This is a genomic window from Demequina gelatinilytica, assembly GCF_000971115.1.
In the GTDB taxonomy this organism is placed as follows: Bacteria; Actinomycetota; Actinomycetes; order Actinomycetales; family Demequinaceae; genus Demequina; species Demequina gelatinilytica.
Window position 1 is genome coordinate 127,055 of the sequence record NZ_BBLV01000010.1, and the last position, 22,597, is coordinate 149,651.

Sequence of the window (22,597 nt, forward strand, 5' to 3'; positions counted from 1 at the left end):
CATGGCGTGGACCGACATCCACTGTCACGGCGGGGGTGGGCACACGTGCGGCGAGACCGTCGAGGGGACCCTCGCGGCGCTCGCCGCGCATCGTGCCCACGGGACCGGCCGGATGGTGGCGTCCCTGGTATCCGCGCCGCTCGCGGAGACGGCACGCGCCGCCGGCGTGATCCGCGAGGCGATGGCGGCCGACCCGGGCCTGCTGGGCATCCACCTCGAGGGACCGTTCCTCGCGCCCTCCCGCAAGGGCGCGCATGACCCTTCCGCGCTGGCGCTGCCCGAGCGTGAGGCGGTGGAGGGGCTCCTCGCCGCGTGCGACGGGACGCTCCGCCAGATCACCATGGCGCCCGAGCTCCCCGGCGCGCTCGAGGCCATCGCGACGCTCGTGGACCACGGCGTCGTGGTGGCCGTGGGCCACACGGAGTGCACGGCTGCGCAGGCGCGTGCGGCGTTCGACGCCGGCGCGACGCTCATCACGCACGGCTTCAACGCGATGCCGCCCATCGCAGGTCGCGATCCGGGCCCGCTGGGTGCCGCGCTCGACGACCCCCGGGTGGCGATCGAGGTGATCGCCGACGGCATCCACGTGGCGCCGTCCAACATCGCGACGCTGTTCCGCGCGGCGCCCGGGCGCATCGTCCTGGTGACGGACGCCATGGCGGCCGCCGCATCGTCCCCGGGGCGCTACTCCCTCGGAGGGCTGGACGTGGACGTGACGGTCGACGGCCGCGCGGTGCTCGCGGGCACGCAGACGTTGGCGGGGTCCACGCTGACCCTGGACCGCGCGGTCGAGGTCTGCGTCGCGGCGGGCGTGCCGCGCGACGAGGCGGAGGCGGGGGTCACCACCACCCCGGCGTGGGTGCTCGACCTCTGACCCCCTCCCGCTCCGCCGACACTCACAACGGAGCTGGTCCCGGTTCGCCGGCGTGTCGCGGCCCGTGACCGGTCACGATGCGGCGTGTCGCCGCGAGATCCGTTGCGAGTGTCGGGCTTGGGGGGCTACTTGAAGACGATGGTGCGATGCCCGTCCAGCAGGATCCTGTGCTCCGCGTGCCATCGCACCGCGCGCGCGAGGGCGCGGCGCTCGACATCCGCACCGATCGCGGTGAGCGACTCCGGCGTGTAGGTGTGGTCCACGCGCTCGACGTCCTGCTCGATGATCGGGCCCTCGTCGAGGTCGGACGTGACGTAGTGCGCGGTGGCGCCGATGAGCTTGACGCCGCGGTCGTGCGCCTGGAAGTACGGCCGCGCGCCCTTGAAGGACGGCAGGAACGAGTGGTGGATGTTGATGATCCGCCCGCGCAGCGCGTCCGAGAGCTCGGGGGACAGGATCTGCATGTAGCGCGCGAGCACCACCAGCTCCGCGTCCAGCTCCTCGACCAGCGCGAGGAGCGCCGCCTCCGCCTCGGCCTTGGTGTCCGCGGTCACGGGGATGTGGTGGAAGGGCTTGCCGTAGAACTCGGCCAGGTCCTTCAGCGTGGTGTGGTTGCCCACCACGCCCACGATGTCGACGGGCAGGGTCTTCGCGCGCTCGCGGAACAGCAGGTCGTTCACGCAGTGCGCGGTCTTCGACACCATGACGATGGTGCGCATCCGGCGTCCCGCGACGTCGAGGTTCCACGTCATCTCGAAGCGCGCGGCGATCCCCGCGACGGCAGCCTCGAGCTCCGCGAGCGGTGCCGCCGACGCGAACTCCACGCGCATGAAGAACAGGCCCGTGTCCGGGTCGCCGAACTGCTGCGACTCGGTGATGTTGCCGTCGTGCTCCGCGAGGACGCCGGTCACGGCATGCACGATGCCGGGACGGTCGGGGCAGGACAGGCTCAGGACCCAGGACGATGCGTCGGTCATGACGCACAAGATTAGCGGGAACGACGCGCCGCGCCAGGGCCACGCGCATACCCGCAGGGGGGTCCGTCATGCCAGGATGGATCCATGAGCGAGGGCGATCAGATCCGCATCGATGTCGTCGGCACCCCGGATGTCGGCGAGCTCCTCACGTTGAGGCGCGCGGCTTTCGTGTCCGAGGCACAGATCTTCAACGACCCCAACATCCCGGCGCTGACACAGACGCTCGAGGAGCTGGCGGTCGACCTCCAGTCGGAGGACGTGGTGACGCTCGGCGCATGGCAGGGGCACCGGCTCATCGGCTCGATCCGCGTGGGCATCGAGGACGACAAGGCGACCATCGGCCGTCTCGCGGTCGCTCCCGACCAGCAGGGCCAGGGCATCGGCACGCAGCTGCTGTTCGCGGTGCTCGCGTACCTCCCGGAGAACACGCGCGAGGTGTGGGTCTTCACCGGTCAGAACTCGAAGCACAACATCGCGCTGTACAACAAGGCCGGGTACGAGCACCAGTTCGACCAGGTCGCGGGCGACCTCACGTACGCGTACCTGCGCAAGGTGCTCGAGGCAGGCGCGATCGTCGACGACGAGGACGACGTCGAGGACGTCGCGGTGCGCGGGGAGAACTGACGCCGCCTGCCTCGCGCAGCGCCTGAGGAGGGACGATGTCCTGGTACGACGCGACCATCGTCGAACCGGGACGCGCGCCCATCCTGTGGCTGCTCATCGGGTTCCTGGTGACGTTCGCCCTCACGCGATGGGTGACGCGCCGCATCCGTGCGCGCGAGCTCGCCGTCGCGCGGGGCGAGGCGGAGCCGGCCGAGGGCGGGGTCATCTCCAACATCCACCTGGGCGGGGTGCACGTGCATCACCAGGTGTGGGGGATCCTGCTCGTGATGGCCACGGGCGTGCTCGAGTTCCGGTTCAGCCCCGCCTCGCCGTGGGTCGAGATCCTCGCGGCGCTGTTCGGCGCCGGAGCCGCGCTCGCGCTCGACGAGTTCGCGCTGTGGCTCCACCTCGACGACGTCTACTGGTCCGCGGAGGGCCGCAAGTCGATCGACGCCATCCTTGTCGCCGCGGTCATCGCGCTCGGCCTGCTGCTCGGCTCCTCGCCGGTGGGCATCGACCCCTCCGAGCAGAGCTCCGGCTGGGCCTTCGCGCTCGCGCTCGCGATCCACTTCGCCCTGGTCATCATCACGGCGCTCAAGGGCAAGCGCGTGACGGCGCTCATCGGCGTGGTGCTGCCGGTCGTGTCCGAGGTCGCTGCGATCCGGCTCGCCAAGCCGACCTCGTTCTGGGCGAGGCGCTTCTACAAGGACAAGAAGATGGCGCGGGCGCGGCGCCGGTACTCCGAGGTCTACCAGCGCCGGTGGGACCGCATCCGCGACCGCATCGGCGGCGCGCACGGGACGCGCCTCACGGCCGCGGTCGAGCGGCGCGTGAGCGACAGCATCGTCCGGGCGACGGAGGACGATGCGCCGGTGCCCGGCGCCGATCGCGGGCCCGCCGCGCGTGACGTGGGATAGGCCCTGGCGCTCGCGCGCCACGTTGCTAGACTCGGGCCTGCCGCAACTGGCGCAGTGGGCTCACCCACGGGGAGCGGCAAGGAGATCTCTCGACTGCTGGTCGCACGCCTGGGCCACTGGTCACCGGAAGCAAGGTGCCGGCGACCCCGCCGGCGGACAGACAAGGACAGTCATGACGACCGACTCCAGCGCCACCGCAGCGGTGATGAACGCCACGCTGCAGGACTTCGACCCCGAGATCGCCCAGGTCCTCGACCGCGAGCTCGACCGCCAGCGCACCTACCTCGAGATGATCGCGTCCGAGAACTTCGTGCCGCGCTCCGTGCTGCAGGCCCAGGGCTCCGTGCTCACCAACAAGTACGCCGAGGGCTACCCGGGTCGCCGCTACTACGGCGGCTGCGAGGAGGTCGACGTCGCGGAGACCATCGCGATCGAGCGCGCCAAGTCGCTGTTCGGCGCCGAGTACGCGAACGTCCAGCCCCACTCGGGCGCCACCGCGAACGCCGCGGTGCTGCACGCCCTCATCAACGCCGGCGACAAGATCATGGGCCTGTCGCTCGCGCACGGCGGTCACCTCACGCACGGCATGAAGCTCAACTTCTCCGGCAAGCTCTACGACGTCGCGGCCTACGGGCTGGACGAGCAGACCCACCGCATCGAGATGGAGCAGGTGCGCGAGCAGGCGCTCGCGGAGCGTCCCGACGTGATCATCGCCGGCTGGTCGGCCTACCCCCGTCACCTCGACTTCGCCGCCTTCCGTGCCATCGCCGACGAGGTCGGCGCGAAGCTCTGGACCGACATGGCGCACTTCGCGGGCCTGGTGGCCGCGGGCCTGCACCCGTCGCCCGTGCCGCACTCGGACGTGGTCTCGACCACCATCCACAAGACCATCGGCGGCCCCCGCTCCGGCATGATCGTGTCGCGCGACACCGTGCTCGCGAAGAAGCTCAACTCCGCGGTGTTCCCCGGACAGCAGGGCGGCCCGCTCATGCACGTGATCGCCGCGAAGGCCGTCGCGCTCAAGGCCGCGGCCGGCGAGGAGTTCAAGGAGCGCCAGGAGCGCGTGCTCGAGGGCGCCCGCATCATCGCGGACCGCCTCACGTCGCCCGACGCGATCGAGGCCGGCGTCAACGTGGTCACCGGCGGCACCGACGTGCACCTGGTCCTCGCGGACCTCCGCCACTCGCCGCTCGACGGCCAGCAGGCCGAGGACCTCCTCCACGAGGTGGGCATCACCGTCAACCGTAACGCCGTCCCGTTCGACCCGCGCCCGCCGATGGTCACCTCGGGCGTGCGTATCGGCACCGCGGCGCTCGCGTCGCGCGGCTTCGGCGCGGAGGAGTTCACCGAGGTCGCCGACGTCATCGCGACGGCGCTCAAGGGCGGTGCCGACGTGGACGCGCTGCGCGCCCGCGTCAAGAAGCTCGCCGACGACTTCCCGCTGTACGAGGGCCTCGCCCAGTGACGGCTCCCGTCGCCGACGGCCCGCAGGTCCTCGACGGCAAGGCCACCGCGGCCGCCATCAAGGGCGAGCTCAAGGACCGGGTGGAGGCGCTGCGCGCTCGCGGCGTCACCCCCGGCCTGGGCACGCTCCTGGTGGGCTCCGACCCGGGCTCGACCTGGTACGTCAACGGCAAGCACGCCGACTGCGCCGAGGTGGGCATCGCCTCCATCCGCGAGGACCTGCCGGAGACCGCGACGCAGGAGGAGATCGAGGCCGCAGTCGCGCGCCTCAACGCGGACCCCGCGTGCACCGGCTTCATCGTGCAGCTGCCGCTGCCTGCCGGGATCGACACCAACCGCGTGCTCGAGCTCATCGACCCGGACAAGGACGCCGACGGGCTGCACCCGACCAACCTGGGCCGCCTGGTGCTGCGCATCGCCGAGCCGGTCGAGTCCAGCCTGCCGTGCACGCCCAAGGGCATCATCGAGCTGCTCACGCGCCACGGGATCTCGCTCCGCGGCAAGGAGGTCGTGGTCGTGGGCCGCGGCACCACCGTCGGCCGCTCGATCGGGCTGCTGCTCACGCGCAAGGACGTCAACGCGACCGTGACCCTGTGCCACACGGGCACCGCGGACCTCGCGTCGCACACCCGGGGGGCCGATGTGGTCATCGCGGCGGCCGGCGTCCCGGGCATCGTCTCCGGGGACATGGTCAAGGACGGCGTGGTGCTGGTCGACGTAGGCGTCTCGCGCGTCACCGACCCGGAGACCGGCAGGTCGCGCGTGGCGGGCGACATCGCGCCCGACGCGCGGGCGAAGGCCTCCTGGTACTCGCCCAACCCGGGCGGCGTGGGTCCGATGACCCGCGCGATGCTGCTCGCGAACGTGGTCGAGAGCGCGGAGCGCGCGCTCGGCTGACGCTTCACCGCCATGGTGCACCGAGGGCCCGTCCGGGACGTTCCGGACGGGCCCTCGGTGTCGGCGGGCGCAGGTACCGTATTCGCCATGAGGATCGCTTCCGTCAACGTCAACGGCGTCCGCGCCGCCGCCAAGAAGGGCATGCACGAGTGGATCGCCGCGTGCGAGCCCGACGTCATCTGCCTCCAGGAGGTCCGCGCTCCGCTCGAGGTCACCGCGGGACTGGTCGGCGAGGACTGGCACGTGGTCGAGCAGGCGTGCGAGATCAAGGGCCGCGCGGGCGTCGCGATCGCCTCGCGGCTGCCGCTCACCGATGTGGTCGCGGGCGTCGATGCGCTCGGCGGCGAGATGGGCGAGCCCGTGCACACGGGTCGGTGGATCGAGGCCACGGTGGACTCGCCGTCCGGACCGGTGCGCATCGTCTCCGTCTACATGCACTCGGGCACCGCGGGCACTCCCAAGATGGACCAGAAGTACGCGATGCTCGACGCGATGACCGCGCGCCTCGCCGTGCTGCGCGAGCAGCACGACCGCGTGGTGGTGATGGGCGACATCAACATCGCCCACACCGAGAACGACATCAAGAACTGGAAGGGCAACCTCAAGTCCGCGGGCTTCCTGCCCGAGGAGCGCGCGTACCTGGACCGCTGGTTCGACGCGGGCTGGGTGGACGTCCACCGTGCGCTCGAGGGAGTCAAGCCGGGCCCGTACACGTGGTGGTCGCAGCGCGGCCAGGCCTTCGACAACGACTCGGGCTGGCGCATCGACTACCAGTACGCGAGCCCGCTGCTCGCGGCCAAGGCCACGTCGGTGCGTGTCGACAGGCAGGCCAGCTGGGACGCGCGTTGGACCGACCACGCGCCGCTGGTGGTCGACTACGCGCTGTAGTCAGACCTCGAGGAAGGTGGGCTGCGGGTAGCCCTGGGAGACCAGCACGGCATCCACCTGGTCGGCGATCTGCGCGATCGCGTTGGTCCTCACCAGCGCGACCACGCAGCCGCCGAATCCCGCGCCGGCCATGCGCGCACCCAGCGCCCCGGCGGCGAAGGCCGAGTCGACCGCGAGGTCGAGCACCGGGGTGCTGACGCGGTAGTCCGCGCTCAGGGACTGGTGCGAGGCGAGCATGAGCGCCCCGATCTCGGTGAAGCGGTCATGCGCGGGGCCCAGGCCCGACAGCTCCGCGACGGTCGCCTGCACCCGCATGCTCTCGGAGACGATGTGACGCGCGCGGATGCGCGTCGCGTTGTCCTCGAGCGCGGCGACCCGGGCGAGAGCCTCGTCGCGCTTGAGCTCGCGCAGGGACGGCAGCCCCAGGACGTCGGCCGCACGCACCGCGGCGCGGCTGCGCCGAGCGTAGGCGTCGCGCCAGCCGTCGCGGCGCGGCCCCGTGTCGATGAGGAGCAGGCTCAGGCCGTACTCGTGGAAGTACAGCGGGTAGTGCGTGATGTGCGGCGGGGTCTCCGAGAAGTCGAGCAGCGCGGCCTCCCCCTCCTCGCAGCGCAGCACCGTGTGCTGGTCGAGGCGCCCGCACGGGAAGCCGACGTAGGTGTTCTCGGCCTCCCAGCAGGCCTCGGCGAGCTCGACCGCACCTGACTCGGTGTCGAGCGCGAGACCCCACACCCCATCGGCGGCGCGTCCGACCGCCGCGCTGAGCGCCACGGATGATCCGAGGCCGGTGCCGAGCGGCAGGCAGGAGTCGATCGCGATGTCCATCCCGCCGATCGGGTACCCGCGCTCCGCCAGGGCCCACAGGACGCCCGCGACGCGCGAAGGCCAACCGTCGTAGCCGGGCTCGAGCGAGCCGAGCGCTCCCTCCCACCGCGGTCCGGGACCCTCGATCTGGTCGCCGTGCGCGGCGACCACGCGGATCGCCTGGTCGTCGCGTCGCCGGGCGGCGACGAAGGTCCGATGCGGGGTCACGGTCGCGAGCGTGAGACCGCCGCTGTAGTCCGTATGGTCGCCGACGACGGTGAGGCGGCCGGGTGCGGAGACGCTCGCCTCGGGCTCACCCTCGAAGGATTCCGAGAACAGCGCGCGCACGCGGTCGGCGCCCTGGTCGAGGCTCCAGGGCTCGAGCCGACGAGGCGCGTCGTCGGGGGCGGGTGCTCTCACGGTCGCCATCATGCCAGGCCGGACATCTGGGTGCGAAAGCGGACATGCCACAATGCGAGGGTCTAGCCGAGGAGGTCCTCATGGCCCGCAAGAACGATGCGACCGCGCCCGAGCCGGAGGAGGCCCAGGCGGTCGACCCGACCGCGGCGGCCCCGACCCCCGAGGTCGTTCCCGCCGAGCCCGCGCCCGCGGCATCGTCCGTCCCGCCCTCCTTGCTGGAGAAGGTGCGGAGCAACCGCACGGGACCGCTCGCGGCGGGGCTGGGCGTCGCGTTCGCGGTGGCCCTGCTGCTCGCCGTGCTGGTGCCCAACGTGCCCAACCTCTACGCGCTCACGGTGCTGGGGCTGATGCTCACCGCGGCGGTGGGCTTCACCGTCCGCTACCTGTCGCATGAGCGCGACCTCAAGGCGCAGGCGGTGGGCTTCGTGGCGACCCTGCTGGGCATCCACATCATGGGGGTGACCGGCACCATCGACACCACGGGCGGCGGGCTGGACGGGCTGCTGGGGCTCATCGGCGCCGAGGCGCCGGGCTTCGACGATGCGCTGCTCGGCGCGCTCGCGACGCCCGCGGTGTCCGCGGGAGGCGTCCTGTGCGGGCTGATCGCCGCGATCATCGTCGGCTGGGGGCCGCGCGAGCGCGACTGAGCTCGCCGCCGCCGCCCCGGAGCCGCGAGGCGCGGGGGCGGCGGCGGCTCAGCGCTTGACGGGGGTGACGCCCAGCGAGCGGCCCGCGAGGCCGCGCTGACGCGAGGTGAGCTTGCGCGCGACCTCCCGCAGTGCCGAGGCGGCGGGCGAGCCCGCGTCGGAGACCACCACGGGAGTGCCCGCGTCGCCGGCCTCCCGCGCGGTGATGTCGAGCGGGATCTGGCCCAGCAGAGGGACATCGGTGCCGAGCACCTTGGACAGGCGGCCGGCCACGGTGGCGCCGCCGCCGGAGCCGAACACCTCGAGGCGCGAGCCGTCGGCCTGCTCGAGCCATGCCATGTTCTCGACCACGCCGACCACCGACTGCGAGGTCTGCGTCGCGATCGCGCCCGCGCGCTCGGCGACGCCCGCGGCGGCCGACTGGGGCGTGGTCACCACGAGGATCTCGGCGTGGGGGAGCAGCTGCGCGACCGAGATCGCGATGTCGCCGGTCCCGGGCGGGAGGTCGAGCAGCAGCACGTCGAGGTCGCCCCAGAAGACGTCGGCCAGGAACTGCTCGATCGCACGGTGGAGCATGGGTCCGCGCCACACCACCGGCTGACCCTCCGGCACGAACATGCCGATGGAGACCGCCTTGACCTCGTGCGCGATGGGCGGCAGGAGCATGTCGTCGAGGCGCGTCGGCTGGCCCTGGACGCCCAGCATCCCGGGGATGGAGAAGCCGAAGATGTCCGCGTCGAGCACGCCGACCTTGAGCCCGTCCTGCGCCATCGCGGCCGCGAGGTTCGCGGTGACGGTCGACTTGCCCACGCCGCCCTTGCCCGACGCGATCGCGTAGATGCGCGTCATGTTGCCGGGCTGCGTGAACTGGATGACGGGCTCGGGCTTGCCGCCGCGCAGCTTCGAGCGCAGCTCGAGGCGCTGCTCCTCGGACATGACGCCCAGCTCGATGCGCACCTCCTCGACCCCGGCGACGGTGCGCGTCGCGGCCTCGACGTCCGTGGTGATCCGCTCGCGCATGGGACAGCCCTGCGTGGTGAGATCGATGCCGACCACGGCGAGGGCGCCGTCGACCTCGACCGAGCGGACCATGCCGATCTCGGTGATGGGGCGGCGGATCTCGGGGTCGATGACCTTCGCGAGGGCGTCGTGGATGAGCTCGGCGGTAGGCATGGGGTCAATCGTAGGCGCTCGGCCCGGGCCGGCTGCGCGGTCCGATTGCGCCTCGTCTGTCCCGTTCTGCTCCCGGCGGTGCGGGGGACGATGGCTCGAGGTGGTTCCGCCCCGACCTCGCGATCAGTACGGTGACAGCCATGCCATCAGGCATGACAGCGATCCAGAGGGGGGTCCATCCATGACAGAGTTCGGCGCGCCCGGCGCGGCGCAGCAGCCCGATCCTTCCGCCGCGCAGGCGGCTCCGCCGGCGCCGTACGAGCCGCAGCCGTACGATGCGCCGCCCGCACAGCCCCAGGGCTTCGCGCCGTACGAGGAGCCGTCCGCCCAGGGCAGCGTCGGCATGGGGCTGCTGGTCGGCGCCGGTCTCGGCGCGGCCGCCGCATCCGTGTACGCGCTCGCGGCAGTGATGTCGGGGAGGGAGTTCCTGTTCCTCGCCGTGATCATCGGCGTCGCGGTGGCGTGGGGCATCCAGCGGTTCGCACAGCGCCGCAGCATCGCGCTCGGCCTCGCGGCCGTGGGGATCACCGCGCTCCTGTTCGTGGTCGCGGCGTTCGGCGAGGTCGCGGGGATGATCGCCAAGGAGTTCGACGTGCCGTTCTCCGACGCGCTCGACCTGGTGCTGGAGCTCCCCGGAGACGTGATCTCGACGTTGTTCGACGAGCTCCTCGACTACGTCTGGATCGGCGTCACGCTCGGCTACGCGTTCTTCCGCGGCGCCGGCCTCACCGGCACCAAGGCCGCGTAGGGCTCGGGAGGGTCAGCGGCCGCGGCGCGAGCCGCGCCGCTGGTCCTCCGGCTCGTCCTCATCGTCCTCGTCGTCCCGCAGCTCGTCGCGAAGCTCCTCGAGCAGGCCGCGCAGCTCCGAGCGGACGAAGTCGCGCGTCGCGGTCTCGCCGAGCGCCTGACGAAGCGAGGCGACCTCGCGGGCCAGGTACTCGGTGTCGGCGAGCGAGCGGGCCGCCTGCTGACGGTCCTGCTCGGCCGCCACGCGGTCGCGGTCGTCCTGCCGGTTCTGCGCCAGCAGGATCAGGGGCGCGGCGTAGGACGCCTGGAGCGACAGCATCAGGGTGAGCAGCGTGAAGCCGAACTCCGCCGAGTCGAACCGGTAGTCCTCCGGACCCCACGAGTTCCACGCGAGCCATGCCGCGCAGAACAGCGTCAGCCACAGCAGGAACTTGGGGGTGCCGAGGAAGCGCGCGATGCCCTCGACCACCACGCCCGCGCGGTCGGGGTTGCTCGAGCGGCGGCGGAAGAAGCCCCGCTCCGCGCCCTTGGGGCGATCGAGCCGGTCAGCCACGGGCGCCCCCCTTCGCCGCAGCGCCCTCCGAGTCGTCCTCGTCCATGTGCTCGCGCCAGTCGCTGGGGAGCAGGTGGTCGAGCACGTCGTCGATGGAGATCGCGCCCACCAGGCGGTGGTCGTCGTTCACCACCGGCAGCGCGAGGATGTCGTAGGCCGCCATGCGGCGCGCGACGATCGACAGGTGGTCGCCGGGGTGCAGCGGCGCGATCGCGGGGTCCACGAACGAGCCGATGGACTCGTGAGGAGGCTCGCGCAGCAGCTTCTGGATGTGGACCAGGCCGATGTACCGGCCCGTGGGGGTCTCGAGCGGCGGGCGCACCACGAACACCATGGAGGCCAGCGCCGGCGGCAGCTCGTTCTTGCGCACCAGCGCGAGGCACGTCGCGACCGACGTCTCGGGCCCCACGATGACGGGCTCGGTGGTCATGAGGCCACCGGCCGAGTCGTCCTCGTAACCCAGCAGCTGCTCGACGTTGCGCGCATCCTCGGGCTCCATGAGCTCGAGCAGGGCCGCGGCCTGAGGTGCCGGCAGGTCGCCCAGGAGGTCGGCGGCATCGTCCGGGTCCATCGCCTCGAGGACGTCCGCCGCGCGCTCCGAGCGCAGGGTGGACAGGAGGACGATCTGATCCTCCTCGGGCAGCTCCTCGAGCACGTCCGCCAGGCGCTCGTCGTCCAGCGCCGCTGCGATCTCCGCGGAGCGTGAGGGGCTCATCTCCATGAGCGCGGCCGCGAGGTCCGCGGGCTTGTGGTCCTCGAAGGCCTCGATGACCAGCGACGCGCCCTGGTTCTTGTCGCGTGTCGACAGCCCGGTGACCTGGTCGACGTCCACCACGAGCGACTCGCCGCGACGCGAGAACCCGAGCACGCCCTTGCGGCGCTCGGCGCGACGCACGTAGAGCTTGGTGAACCGCCACGTCTTGGTGCGGTCCTGCTCGATCGCGATGTCCTCGATGTACGCCGTGGACTTGTCCTCCTTGAGCTTCACCGAGCGCTCGAACAGCTCGGCGATCGCGAGGGACTCCCCGGCGCGTGCCTTGAAGCGGCGGAGGTTGATCACGCCCGTGCAGATGACCTGCCCGGGGTTGATCGCGGTGACGCGGGTGAGGGGCATGAAGACGCGCCTGCGGCCGGGGACCTCGACGACCAGGCCCACGGCGGTGGGCGGCGTGCCGCCGGTGCGGCGGATCACGACGACGACGTCGCGGACGCGGCCCACCTCGTCGCCGATGGGGTCGAAGACGGAGGTGCCCGCGAGGCGCGCGATGTAGACGCGGTCGACTGCGGTGCTCATGGGCTCAGAGTAGTCCCGCGGGCGCGTCGGTCCTGGGACGTGGGCCGATGCGCGGAAGGGTCCCGCGCATCGGCCCCACCTCTCAACGCCGCACGGCGGCCCAGCACGCGAGGATCGCGGCGGCGCTTACCCGGACGTCGTCGCTCGTGGTCGCCTGGTCGGAGACGGACAGGCGCATCGCGCGGGTGCCCTTCCAGGTGGAGGCGCCCGCCCACATGGTCCCGTCGCGCTGGACCGCCGCGATCACGGCATCCGTGGTCGCCGCATCGCCGAACGACACGAGGACCTGGTTGAGCGCGACGGGCGCGAGCACGGTGGCGCCGCCCGCGGTCAGCAGCTCCGCGAACAGGCGCGCATGCGCGCACGTGCGCTCGATGAGCGCGGCGACCCCGTCGCGACCGTTCGCCGCGAGCATCGCCCACGTCTCGATGCCACGCGCCCGCTGCGACATCTGGAGGCCCAGCTGCATGAGCGGGCGTGCGTCGGAGCTCGCGACATAGGCGGCGTTCATGGCCGTCGCGCGCTCGAGCGCCTCCCTGTCGCGCACGATCGCGAGCCCCGAGTCGTACGGCACGTTGAGCCACTTGTGGGCATCCGTGCCCCATGAGTCCGCGAGCTCCACGCCTGCGACCTGGTGACGCAGGGCGGGGGAGGCGGCGGCCCAGAGCCCGAAGGCGCCGTCGACGTGGACCCAGCCTCCGCGCTCGCGCACGCCGGGGATGATCGCGGCGAACGGATCCGAGGCGCCCGTGTTGACGTTGCCCGCCTGCAGCAGCACCAAGGTGAGGGCATCCGTGTCGGTGGGGAAGGCGTCGGCGCGGACGGCGCCCCGCTCGTCGGTAGGGACGGTCTCGATGCGCCCGACGCCCAGGCCCGCGAGACGCACGGCCTTGAGCATCGAGACATGCGCCTCCTCGCCGACGACCACGCGGATCGCGGGGGCGCCGAACAGGCCGTGCTCATGCACGTCCCAACCCGCGCGTGCCAGGAGCGTGTCCCGCGCTGCGAGGATCCCGGTGAGGTTCGCGAGGGTGGCGCCAGGCGTGAAGGTGGCCGTGGCATCGTGAGGAAGGCCCAGGAGGTCCATCACCCAGCCGGCCGCGACCTCGTCGAGCACCGAGGCGACGGGCGAGCCCACCGGTAGCGAGGGGTTCTGATCCCACTGGCCCGCGAGCAGCGCGGCCGCGCCCGCGGCGTTGTCGACGCCGCCGTTGACGAAGCCGAAGAACCGTCCCTGCGCCTGCGTGACGGTCGCGGGCGAGCCGAAGGTGTCGAGCTCGGCCAGCACCTCGCGGGCGTCGATGCGCCCGTCCTGGAGCGGGCGGCGGAACACGTCGAGCGCCGCGATCGCATCGGGGCCGGGGGAGACGGGACGATGCGGCGCGTTGGCCACATAGGAGCCCGCACGGCGTGCGGCCTCCGAGATGAGGCCGATGCGCTCGCGGGCGAGCGCGAGCGACGTCGGGCTGGTGAGGGCCGGGGTCAGGTCGATGAGGCTCATGCAGGACAGCCTGCGGCGACTGGCACCGTGAGGAAAGCGCCGCATCGGCTCCATCTGGCACTTGTGCAAGGGTGCCAGGAGGCGGTGAGATGGCTCCATGCGCACCACGGCCGACCAGCTCGCAGGCGTGCTCGACCACTGGAAGTCGGGCACGGGACCCCTCTATCAGCAGCTTGCCGACGCGATCGTCGCGCTCGGGGAGTCCGGCACGCTCGAGCACGGTGCGCGCATGCCGTCCGAGCGGGCCCTCGCGACGCGCCTCCACCTGTCGCGCAACACCGTGACCGCCGCGTATCAGCGCCTGCGCGACCAGGGATGGCTCGAGGCGTCGCCGGGCGCGGCGCCTCGGCTCGGGACACGGTCGCGCGGCGTGTCGGCGCTGACGGCCCAGGACAGGTTCTCGCGGATCCTGGTGGGCCAGGAGCCGCCGCTGGTCGCCCTCAACACCGCGTCGCCGCCGCCGGCGCCCGCGGTGTCGGAGGCCCTCGCGAACCCCGAGGTGCTGCTCGAGGGGCGCGCGGCGCTGGGCAACGGCTACGCCGCGCTCGGCGACCGCGACCTGGTGCTCGCCGTCACGGACCACCTGCGCGCGCAGGGCATCCCCGCGCGCGCCGACGAGATCGTCATCACGTCGGGCGCGCAGCAGGCGCTCTGGCTCGCGGTGACCACGCTGGCCTCGCCGTCGCGACCGGTCGCCCTCGAGGCGATCACGTACCCCGGGATCTTCGACGCCATCGCCGCCGCCGGGTCGCGGCCCTTCGCGCTGCCCATGACCGATGAAGGCCTCGACGTCGACGGCGCGGCCAAGCTGCTGCGCGCTGCGGAGCCCGACCTCGCCTACCTCACCACGTTCAACAACCCGACCGGCACCGCGCTCGCGGAGGGGGACGCCGTGCGGCTCCTGGCCGCAGCCGCATCGTCCGGCACCACGGTGATCGACGACCGCACGCTCGGCGAGCTCGCGCTCTCGGGGACGATGCCGCGGCCGCTCGCATCGCTCGGCACGGGGGCGTCGGTGGTGACCGTGGGCGGGATGTCGAAGGTGTTCTGGGGCGGTCTGCGCATCGGCTGGCTGCACACCAACGCGACGCTCGCGGCGCACCTGCGGCACCGGCGCGCGGCGATGGACCTGGGCAGCCCTGCGTTGTTCCAGCGCATCGGAGCGCGGCTGCTCCGGGAGAGCTTCGAGGAGACGCTCGCGTGGCGCCTGGACGCGTTGCGCGAGTCCCTCGCGGCGGTGCGCGAGGCGATCGCCGAGGCGGGCCTCGACTGGGAGGCGGTCGAGCCCGTGGGCGGGCCGAGCCTCTGGGTGCGCATGCCCGGCCAGTCTGCCGAGCGTTTCGCCGAGCGTGCCGAGCGCGCGGGCGTGCCCGTGGTGGCCGGTGCCGCGTTCTCCGTGGTGCCCGGCGCGGGAGCGGACCGCTTCCGGCTGCCGTTCTACCTGTCGCCCGAGGAGATGCGGCTGGGGATCAAGACGCTCGCCGAGCGCGCCGCGTAGGGCGTCTCAGCGGACCGCCGCGCCCGCGAGCGTGACCGAGCGGATCCGCGCGGCCGGGTCGAGCGAGGGGTGGACCGTGATGAGCTCGTCGGCGCGTGCCTCCGCGGCGAAGGCCTCGAGGCCCGCGCGCACCTCGGCCGGCGTGCCCACGGCGGCCTTCGACATCATCTGCGCGATGCCCTGGCCCTGCGGGGTGGTGAGGAACGCCTCGATCTCCTCGTCCGTGTAGGTGCGCGCCGCAGGCCCGCGCGCGATGAGCGCGCGCACGCGCTGGCGACGGGCGTCTGCGAGCTCGGCCCGGGCATCGTCCCCGTCCTCGGCCGCGACCACGTTGACGCCGGCGATCACGTACGGCTCGGGGTGCCGTTCCGAGGGCTGGTAGGTGCCGCGGTAGAGCGCGACGGCCTGCTCGAGCGCCTGCGGGGCGAAGTGCGAGGCGAAGGCGTAGGGTAGGCCCAGCTGCGCCGCGAGCTGCGCGCCGAACAGCGATGAGCCGAGCACGTACAGCGGCACGTTCGTCCCGGCCCCGGGGGTGGCGCGGATGCCGTCGAGCCGCGCCTCGCCCGCGAGCAGGTCCTGGAGCTCGCGGACGTCCTCGGGGAAGCGGTCGGAAGCGTCGGGAGTGCGGCGCAGCGCGGCGTAGACCTCGCCGGCGCCGCCCGGTGCGCGGCCCAGCCCCAGGTCGATGCGTCCCGGGTGGAGCTCCGCGAGGGTGCCGAACTGCTCCGCGACCACCAGCGGCGAGTGGTGGGGGAGCATGACGCCGCCGGCGCCCAGGCGGATGGTCGACGTGTGGGCGGCGACGTGGGCGATGACCACCGCCGGGGCCGATGAGGCGATGGTGGGCATCGCGTGGTGCTCGGCGTACCAGACGCGTCGGTAGCCCGCCGTCTCCGCCGTGCGGGCCAGCTCGACCGAGTGCGCGAGGCTCTCCGCGGCGGTGCCGCCGGGACGGATGAAGGCGAGATCGAGCAGGGACAGGGCGAGGGGCATGGCTTCCTTCGGGTGGTGAGGCGGGGGCCGGAGGCTGAACACCGGGAGATGGAACCCTATGCCCGCGTACGCGGCGCATCGTCCCGCTGACACATGGGTGCCCGCACAGCAGCACGTGCGGGCACCCATGTGTCAGCGGGACGCGGCGGAGCCAGGGACGATGCGCGGTGCCCGGTAGGTTGCCCACGTCACGTCAGGACCCGGGGGGACCATGCTGCTGTTCTATGTCGACGAGTCCGGCGGTACCTCGATGAACGTCGGGGTGGCGGCTGACGGGCGCACGCCGGTGCGCGATCTGTTCGCACTGGCAGCGGTGGGGATCCATGACTCCTCGCGTGAGCCCCTCGCCGAGGAGATCGTGCGGCTGAAGGAGCGCAACTTCGGCGCTGAAGCGCTCGGGTCCGACTGGGGTGCGACCGAGATCAAGGCGCGCCACCTGTGGCTTGCGAGCCGTCGGGCTCACGGGGAGCAGGTCGCGGGGGCGCCAGCCGGGTACGCCGGCGTCGCCGACAAGAAGCACCTCAACGATCTGCTCCGTGATCTGGGCCAGTTGTTCGCCAAGTTTCGGCCCCTGGTCTTCAGCGTCGTGGTCGACAAGCGCGCGCTCGCGGCCGTGGACCCGACGCTGAATCCGCTCGGCGTCGCGTATGCACGACTCTACGAGCGGGTTGCGCAGACGCTCGGCAGCGTGAACCGCGGCGAAGGCGCGATCTTCGTGGCGGACCGCCAGGACGAGCACGAGGCGTACTTCAACTCGGGCGCGATGCACGAGGTCCGACAGGGACTGGCATCGAAGGGAGCCAACCGCCCGAACTTCAACCTCGTCGTCGACAAGCCCGTCTGGATCGATCCCACCCTGAGCACATGGGATCGGGAGCTCATCCAACTGGCGGACCTCGTAGCGTTCGCGACGCGTGCCTGGTACGGCGCCGGGCAGCCGCCAACCGACCGACACCTGCTGTGGGACAAGATCGAGCCCTGCTTCGCCGCCCACTGGAACACCACCAAGGCCCAGGGCGGCGGCATCATCGTGTTCCCTGACCCAGGCAAGTACCCGCCGGTGCGATGAGCGAGATCCTGCGCACCGTCCCGCTGCCGCTCGTCGCGCTCGCGGTCATCGCCGGCGCGGTCGCCTCCCTCGCGGTGGCCGTCCTCGTGCGGCACCGCAGGCTCGACCGTGCCGGCGCGGCGCGGGTCCTGCTCGCAGCGGCGCTGCTGGTGATCGCGGCCGTCACGCTGCTGCGGCCGGCGGGCATGTGGGCAGGAGTCAACCTGGTGCCGCTGCGATCGATCTCGGCGCTGTGGACGGACTCGAACCTGCTGCCGGGTCCGCGCTGGCAGATCTATGGCAACGCGCTCATGCTCGTCCCGGTCGGCTTCCTCGGCGCGCTCGCGGTGCGGAGGACCTCGTTCATCGCTGGGCTGGCATGGGCGACGGCAACGGCGCTTGTGGTCGAGACCGTACAGCTTGTGTTCGTGCTCGGCTCTGTCGATATCGACGACGTGCTGCTCGCGGCGCTGGGCGGCGCTGTCGGCGCCGGCCTTGCGGTCGCCCTGGCACGTGCTGTGGCTCGGCTGAGTCGCACGCCTCAGGGCGTGCGCGTGACCGGGTAGGTCATCCCGACGAGCGCCATGAGCGGAGACGCAAGCCCGCTCTCGCAGTAGCTCGTGCCCGGGTCCTCCGAGTCGACGCACCTGCCGACCGTGAAGATCGGCGCGAACACGAAGGCGAGCACCAGGACCCACAGGACCCACCGCGCCGCATGGCGCCCGCTCTCGCTCACCGCCGCATCGTCCCGCTGACACATGGGTGCCCGCACGTGCTGCTGTGCGGGCACCCATGTGTCAGCGTGGCGCGGCGGAGCCAGGGACGGCCCTCCCCGGACATGACGAAGGGCGGGCCGCCGCACCGATCGCGACGTCCCGCCCTTCGAGCGTGAGGGAGCCTAGCGCTCTCAGCGTCAGCGCATGGCGCGCTTCATCCAGGCGACGACCTCGTCGGGGTCGCGGGGCAGCGCCGCCGAGAGGTTCTCGGCGCCGTCCTCGGTCACCAGGATGTCGTCCTCGATGCGGATGCCGATGCCGCGCAGCTCCTCGGGGGCCGCAAGGTCGCCCTCCTGGAAGTACAGGCCCGGCTCGATGGTGAAGACCATGCCCGGCTCGACGATGCCCTCCATGTAGAGCTCGCGCTTGGCCTCGGCGCAGTCGTGGACGTCCAGGCCCAGGTGGTGCGACGTGCCGTGCACCATCCAGCGGCGGAACAGCTTCGACTCGGGGTCCTCCGAGACCGGCGCGATGCCCCACTCGGTCAGCCGCTTCTCCAGGACCTCGACCGCCGCGAAGTGGATGTCGAGGAAGCGCACGCCCGGCTTCGCGACCGCGAACGCGGCATCGGCGGCCTCGAGCACGATCTCGTAGACGCGACGCTGCGTCGCGGTGAAGTCTCCCGAGATGGGGAAGGTGCGGGTGACGTCCGCGGTGTAGAGGCTCTCGACCTCGACACCGGCGTCGAGCAGCAGCAGGTCGCCCTCGCGCACCTGGCCCGTGTTGGCGATCCAGTGGAGCGTGGTCGCGTGGGGGCCGGCGGCGGCGATGGTCTCGTAGCCCACGCCGTTGCCCTCCTCGCGCGCATGGCCGTCGAAGGAGGCCTCGATCACGCGCTCGCCGCGCTTGTGGTCGATCGCTCGCGGCAGCTGGGTGATCGCGGCCTCGAAGCCCGCGATGGTCGCGTCGACGGCGTCGCGCAGCTGCTGGACCTCGTACTCGTCCTTGACGAACCGCATCTCCGCCAGCGCCTCGCGCACGTTCTTGTGCGGCTGGTGCGTGAGGTTGAGCTTCGGCAGGTCGGACAGCGCCTTGGTGGCGATCCCGGTCATCGCCGCGAACTCGGCCAGGCCCGGGCGGCGCCCGATCCAGAACTCGCCCGCGGCGGGGTCGGAGTAGAAGCCCTCGTCGCCCGGCTGCGCCGGCGGGACCAGGTAGAGCGTCGCATCGTGACCCTCGCCCTCGCGAGGCTCCATCACCAGGATCGCGCCGGGCTCGTGGTCGAGCCCGAGCCCCGTGAGGTAGGCGAAGTCGCTGTCGGGGCGGAAGCGGTAGTCGGTGTCGTTCGCGCGGGTCTTGAGGTTGCCTGCCTTGACCGCGATGAGCTCGCCCGGGAAGCGTGCGCTCAGGCGGGCGCGGCGCTCGGCCGCGTACGGCGCGGCCGCGATGCGCGTGACCTCGACGTCCTCGTGCGGGGCCCAGTGGGAGCCCATGAAGTCCTTGAACTCCTGGGTGGTGGGGCGGCCGGTGCGGGCCTTGTTGTTCTCAACCTTGTCGTTCACGTCGCCATGGTCCCACGCGGTCCGGTGTGGACGATGCGCCGGGGGTCCCTGCGGGTCGGGGGCGTCGGCCGTGTGAGTTTGCGCACATCGTGCCGTTCCCGCCCCGATCCTGGCCCGCACCGGCCATAACCTTGATCTCTCCCACCTCGACGGAAGGCCCACACGTGCGCGCACGCCTGCTCTCCGCGGTCGCGGCGCTGGTCACCGTGATGGCCGTGCTCGTGGCCCCGGCCGGGGCGACGGACGAGCCGACCCGCCTCGAGTCGGCGCAGGCCCTCGCGGACGATGCGGCGGCTGCCGCGGTGGCCGCCGAGGCCGCCTTCACGGAGGGTGACCTCGACGAGGCGCTCGTTCAGGCCGAGGCCGTCGACGGCGCCGACGCGGCGCTCGAGACGCTGCTGACGGCGGCGCAGGCGGCGGCCGACATCGCTTCCGACACGGTGGCCGCGGCCGAGGCCGAGGCGGCGGCCACCGCGGGGGCGCCCGAGGCGTACGACGCACAGGTGGACGTGGTCGCGCTGGCGCAGGCGACGCTCGACGAGGCGGACGCGGCCGCCGCAGCGCTGCGCGCGGAGATCACGCTGCTGACGGACCAGCTCGCCTTCACCGAGCCCGGGCCCGACCGGGACGACATGGCCGCACGGCTCACGGAGGCCGAGACCGAGCTCGCGGAGGCCGAGCCCGCCGCGGCCGCCGCGCTCGAGTCGTGGCAGGCGGTGGCGGATGCGCTCATGGCGCTCGAGGCGGAGGTCGCCGCGCATGCCCTCGCCGTCGCGACCGCGGAGGCGGCGCGCGTCGAGCTCGACGCCGCGCTCGCTGACCTTGCTGCCGTCGCACCGCTGCACGAGGCGGCGCATGAGCTCGCGGTCACGATGGCGCAGAGGCGCCTCGAGATCGCGGAGGTGCGCGCGTTCCTCGACACCGCGGGGTGGTCGGTGACGCCGTTCGAGGACCCGATCCACGCGGGCGACACCGTGACCCTTGTGCTCGCGATGCTCAACACCGCGGCGCTGCCGCTGCGGGATCCCCAGGTGACGGTGCTCGCCCCCGAGGGGATCGCGCCCTCATGCGACGTCCTCGACGGCGGCGTGGACGCGGGCGCGACCGTGACGTGCGCCGTGGACTACGCCGTGACCGAGGCGGATGCCGTGGCCGGCGCGGTGGACCTCACGATCGCGCTCACGGGCGTGCTGCCGCTCGGCGCAGACGCGTCGGAGCCCGAGGGGGCGCGCATGGGCACCCGCGTCGCCGTGACCCAGACCTTCACGCTCACGGTCACCGCGGCGCCGGAGCCCGAAGCTGTCGATCCCGATCCTGGAACCGTCGCGCCGGAGCCGTCGGAGAAGCCGGTTCCCGAGGCGCCGGCCCCTGCGGCCACCACGAAGCCCGAGCCGAGCCAGGCGCCCGAGGAGCCGGACCCCTTCGAGCATCGTGCCGCCGTCGAGGAGATAGCGCGCCTTGCGACCGAGGCCACCCCCGCGGCGGCCCCGGCGGAGCAGCCGGCGGTGGTGCAGGTCGCTGCCGAGGTGGTCGAGCCGGCGGCTGCGGCAGCCGAGGCGCCCGCGTCCTCGGGCGACGGCCGGACGATGATCCCCGGCGCGCTCATCGCGGCGATCCTCGCCGCGATCTTCCTGGTCCGCAAGCTCGAGGTCTGACCGGTCCGGCGCAGGTGGTCGCGCCGATGCCTAGGCTGAAGCCGTGCGCATCGACCTTCACACCCACTCCAACGTCTCCGACGGCACCGGCACGCCCGCGCAGGTGATGCGCGACGCCGCCGCGGCCGGTCTGGACGTGGTCGCGCTCACGGACCACGACTCCGTGGACGGCTGGGAGGAGGCCGCGGCGGAGGCCGCGCGGCTGGGTCTCAGGTTCGTGCCCGGCATCGAGGTGTCCGCGAAGGACCGCTGGGTCTCGATCCACATGCTCGCGTACTGGCCCCGCCCGGACGATGCGGCGCTCGCGGAGATCCTCGCGCTCACCCGGGAGGCGCGCGTGGGCCGTGCGCAGAGCATGGTGGAGCGGATCGCGGTCGAGTACCCGCTCGAGTGGGAGGACGTGGTGCGCCAGTCGGGCGAGGCCGCGACGGTGGGTCGGCCGCACATCGCCGACGCCCTGGTCGAGCGCGGCCACTTCGCCACGCGCGGCGAGGTGTTCGACGCCATCCTGCACAACCGCTCGCCCTTCTACGTCCACCATCACGCGCCCGACGTGCACGATGCCGTGCGCGCCATCCGGGCGGCCGGCGGGGTACCGGTCTTCGCGCATCCGGGCGCCCACGCGCGCGGACGCGTGGTGCCGGACGCGGTGATCGCGTCGCTTGCCGAGGCGGGCCTCGCGGGCCTCGAGGTGGACCACCGCGACCACGACGAGGAGGCGCGCGCGCGGCTCGCCGGGCTCGCCGCGAGGTACGGGCTTGTCCAGACCGGGTCCTCGGACTACCACGGCACGGGGAAGCTCAACCTGCTGGGGGAGAACCTCACGACGGTGGAGGCGTTCGAGGCGCTGGAGGCTCAGCGCACCTGAGAGGCCCGACCGTCGCGCCGTGCCCGCCGGGATCTATCATGCGGTCATGACCCGCCAGCCTCCCATCGAAGACGTCCTCATCTCCGGCGACGTGATCCGCCTCGGCCAGTTCCTCCAGCTCGCAGGGCTGGTCGACACCGGCGGCGAGGCGAAGGAGGCGATCCTCGAGGGCGAGGTGTCGGTGAACGGCGAGGTGGACCTTCGGCGCGGGCGTCAGCTGCACCAGGGCGACGTGGTGAGCCTCGCGGGTCGAGCCGCGCGCGTCAGCTCCTGACACGCTGAGACGACGAAGGGCGGGACCTCCCAGGAGGTCCCGCCCTTCGCGTTCAGCTGCTACTCGCCGGCCGGCTGCGCCTGCGGCGCCGAGCCCTCGCCCGAGCCCGAGCCGCCCGAGCGGCGGCGACGGCGGTTGCGGTTGCGGCGCGGCTTGGCCTCGCCCTCGGGGGACGAGCCCGCGGCGCCCTCGGCGCGCGGCTCACGGGGCGCGGAGGCCTCGGC

The 22,597-nt window shown here is 72.7% G+C and carries 23 protein-coding genes and 1 riboswitch; of the genes, 14 read left to right on the forward strand and 9 right to left on the reverse strand.

The window, feature by feature from the left end:
• The first annotated feature begins 1 nt into the window (after nt 1).
• The gene (locus AOM00_RS10170) at nt 2–874 is read left to right on the forward strand and encodes an N-acetylglucosamine-6-phosphate deacetylase (protein WP_062517674.1); all 873 of its coding nucleotides are present in this window, start codon (nt 2–4) and stop codon (nt 872–874) included.
• 125 nt (nt 875–999) lie between these two features.
• Here AOM00_RS10170 and purU read toward each other — a convergent pair whose 3' ends face one another.
• Nucleotides 1,000–1,851, reverse strand: coding sequence for a formyltetrahydrofolate deformylase (purU, locus tag AOM00_RS10175; RefSeq protein WP_062517675.1), 852 nt, complete (start codon nt 1,849–1,851; stop codon nt 1,000–1,002).
• An 84-nt stretch (nt 1,852–1,935) separates the two neighbouring features.
• Here purU and AOM00_RS10180 point away from each other — a divergent pair, with 84 nt between their 5' ends.
• The 5 genes from AOM00_RS10180 to AOM00_RS10200 all read left to right on the forward strand — a co-directional run bounded on the left by AOM00_RS10180 (nt 1,936) and on the right by AOM00_RS10200 (nt 6,620).
• Complete coding sequence (locus tag AOM00_RS10180; protein ID WP_062517676.1) at nt 1,936–2,475, forward strand: GNAT family N-acetyltransferase; 540 nt, start codon at nt 1,936–1,938, stop codon at nt 2,473–2,475.
• A 35-nt stretch (nt 2,476–2,510) separates the two neighbouring features.
• Nucleotides 2,511–3,371, forward strand: a complete 861-nt coding sequence (locus AOM00_RS10185; RefSeq protein ID WP_062517677.1) for a hypothetical protein — start codon at nt 2,511–2,513, stop codon at nt 3,369–3,371.
• Between the two features lie 32 nt (nt 3,372–3,403).
• Nucleotides 3,404–3,492, forward strand: a riboswitch (ZMP/ZTP riboswitch).
• Nucleotides 3,493–3,543: 51 nt separating this feature from the next.
• Nucleotides 3,544–4,836: a serine hydroxymethyltransferase gene (gene glyA / locus AOM00_RS10190; protein WP_062517678.1), complete on the forward strand. Its 1,293-nt coding sequence runs from the start codon at nt 3,544–3,546 to the stop codon at nt 4,834–4,836.
• Entirely contained in the window at nt 4,833–5,732 is a 900-nt protein-coding gene (locus AOM00_RS10195; protein ID WP_062517679.1) for a bifunctional methylenetetrahydrofolate dehydrogenase/methenyltetrahydrofolate cyclohydrolase, read from the forward strand. Before glyA ends, AOM00_RS10195 begins: the two co-directional genes overlap by 4 nt.
• 87 nt (nt 5,733–5,819) lie before the next feature.
• Nucleotides 5,820–6,620: an exodeoxyribonuclease III gene (locus AOM00_RS10200; RefSeq protein ID WP_062517680.1), complete on the forward strand. Its 801-nt coding sequence runs from the start codon at nt 5,820–5,822 to the stop codon at nt 6,618–6,620.
• On the opposite strand, the gene AOM00_RS10205 is transcribed toward AOM00_RS10200, so the two are convergent.
• Nucleotides 6,621–7,844: a galactokinase gene (locus AOM00_RS10205; RefSeq protein ID WP_169746838.1), complete on the reverse strand. Its 1,224-nt coding sequence runs from the start codon at nt 7,842–7,844 to the stop codon at nt 6,621–6,623.
• An 80-nt stretch (nt 7,845–7,924) separates the two neighbouring features.
• Here AOM00_RS10205 and AOM00_RS10210 point away from each other — a divergent pair, with 80 nt between their 5' ends.
• A complete protein-coding gene (locus AOM00_RS10210; protein ID WP_062517682.1) occupies nt 7,925–8,491 on the forward strand; it encodes a hypothetical protein in 567 nt (188 codons plus the stop codon).
• Between the two features lie 48 nt (nt 8,492–8,539).
• Here AOM00_RS10210 and AOM00_RS10215 read toward each other — a convergent pair whose 3' ends face one another.
• Complete coding sequence (locus tag AOM00_RS10215) at nt 8,540–9,664, reverse strand: Mrp/NBP35 family ATP-binding protein (protein ID WP_062517683.1); 1,125 nt, start codon at nt 9,662–9,664, stop codon at nt 8,540–8,542.
• Between the two features lie 181 nt (nt 9,665–9,845).
• On the opposite strand from AOM00_RS10215, the gene AOM00_RS10220 reads away from it, so the two are divergent.
• The gene (locus tag AOM00_RS10220; RefSeq protein ID WP_062517684.1) at nt 9,846–10,412 is read left to right on the forward strand and encodes a hypothetical protein; all 567 of its coding nucleotides are present in this window, start codon (nt 9,846–9,848) and stop codon (nt 10,410–10,412) included.
• Nucleotides 10,413–10,424: 12 nt separating this feature from the next.
• Here the strand turns inward: AOM00_RS10220 and AOM00_RS10225 are convergent, their stop codons facing one another.
• The 3 genes from AOM00_RS10225 to AOM00_RS10235 all read right to left on the reverse strand — a co-directional run bounded on the left by AOM00_RS10225 (nt 10,425) and on the right by AOM00_RS10235 (nt 13,759).
• A complete protein-coding gene (locus AOM00_RS10225; RefSeq protein WP_062517685.1) occupies nt 10,425–10,964 on the reverse strand; it encodes a DUF1003 domain-containing protein in 540 nt (179 codons plus the stop codon).
• Nucleotides 10,957–12,258, reverse strand: coding sequence for a magnesium transporter MgtE N-terminal domain-containing protein (locus AOM00_RS10230; protein WP_062517686.1), 1,302 nt, complete (start codon nt 12,256–12,258; stop codon nt 10,957–10,959). Before AOM00_RS10230 ends, AOM00_RS10225 begins: the two co-directional genes overlap by 8 nt.
• An 82-nt stretch (nt 12,259–12,340) precedes the next feature.
• The gene (locus AOM00_RS10235; RefSeq protein WP_082096894.1) at nt 12,341–13,759 is read right to left on the reverse strand and encodes a pyridoxal phosphate-dependent decarboxylase family protein; all 1,419 of its coding nucleotides are present in this window, start codon (nt 13,757–13,759) and stop codon (nt 12,341–12,343) included.
• 97 nt (nt 13,760–13,856) lie between these two features.
• Here AOM00_RS10235 and AOM00_RS10240 point away from each other — a divergent pair, with 97 nt between their 5' ends.
• Nucleotides 13,857–15,257, forward strand: a complete 1,401-nt coding sequence (locus AOM00_RS10240; protein WP_062517687.1) for an aminotransferase-like domain-containing protein — start codon at nt 13,857–13,859, stop codon at nt 15,255–15,257.
• 6 nt (nt 15,258–15,263) lie between these two features.
• Here the strand turns inward: AOM00_RS10240 and AOM00_RS10245 are convergent, their stop codons facing one another.
• The gene (locus tag AOM00_RS10245; protein ID WP_062517688.1) at nt 15,264–16,250 is read right to left on the reverse strand and encodes an LLM class flavin-dependent oxidoreductase; all 987 of its coding nucleotides are present in this window, start codon (nt 16,248–16,250) and stop codon (nt 15,264–15,266) included.
• 211 nt (nt 16,251–16,461) lie between these two features.
• Here AOM00_RS10245 and AOM00_RS10250 point away from each other — a divergent pair, with 211 nt between their 5' ends.
• Together AOM00_RS10250 and AOM00_RS10255 are read left to right on the forward strand one after the other, a co-directional pair.
• A complete protein-coding gene (locus tag AOM00_RS10250; RefSeq protein WP_062517689.1) occupies nt 16,462–17,319 on the forward strand; it encodes a DUF3800 domain-containing protein in 858 nt (285 codons plus the stop codon).
• Nucleotides 17,316–17,864, forward strand: a complete 549-nt coding sequence (locus tag AOM00_RS10255; RefSeq protein WP_062517690.1) for a VanZ family protein — start codon at nt 17,316–17,318, stop codon at nt 17,862–17,864. Before AOM00_RS10250 ends, AOM00_RS10255 begins: the two co-directional genes overlap by 4 nt.
• On the opposite strand, the gene AOM00_RS10260 is transcribed toward AOM00_RS10255, so the two are convergent.
• Both AOM00_RS10260 and AOM00_RS10265 read right to left on the reverse strand, forming a co-directional pair.
• Nucleotides 17,840–18,034: a hypothetical protein gene (locus tag AOM00_RS10260; RefSeq protein WP_062517691.1), complete on the reverse strand. Its 195-nt coding sequence runs from the start codon at nt 18,032–18,034 to the stop codon at nt 17,840–17,842. The two genes, AOM00_RS10255 and AOM00_RS10260, sit on opposite strands and share 25 nt — an antisense overlap.
• Nucleotides 18,035–18,211: 177 nt before the next feature.
• On the reverse strand, nt 18,212–19,576 hold the full coding sequence (locus tag AOM00_RS10265) for an aminopeptidase P family protein (protein WP_062517692.1): 1,365 nt from the start codon (nt 19,574–19,576) through the stop codon (nt 18,212–18,214).
• A 164-nt stretch (nt 19,577–19,740) separates the two neighbouring features.
• Here AOM00_RS10265 and AOM00_RS10270 point away from each other — a divergent pair, with 164 nt between their 5' ends.
• The 3 genes from AOM00_RS10270 to AOM00_RS10280 are packed head-to-tail and all read left to right on the forward strand — an operon-like array spanning nt 19,741 to nt 22,373.
• A complete protein-coding gene (locus tag AOM00_RS10270) occupies nt 19,741–21,231 on the forward strand; it encodes a hypothetical protein (RefSeq protein WP_062517693.1) in 1,491 nt (496 codons plus the stop codon).
• Nucleotides 21,232–21,274: 43 nt separating this feature from the next.
• Nucleotides 21,275–22,099 carry a PHP domain-containing protein gene (locus tag AOM00_RS10275; RefSeq protein WP_062517694.1) on the forward strand — a complete coding sequence of 275 codons (825 nt, stop codon included), beginning with the start codon at nt 21,275–21,277 and terminating at the stop codon, nt 22,097–22,099.
• Between the two features lie 46 nt (nt 22,100–22,145).
• Nucleotides 22,146–22,373, forward strand: coding sequence for an RNA-binding S4 domain-containing protein (locus AOM00_RS10280; protein WP_062517703.1), 228 nt, complete (start codon nt 22,146–22,148; stop codon nt 22,371–22,373).
• The last annotated feature ends 224 nt before the right edge of the window (nt 22,374–22,597 follow it).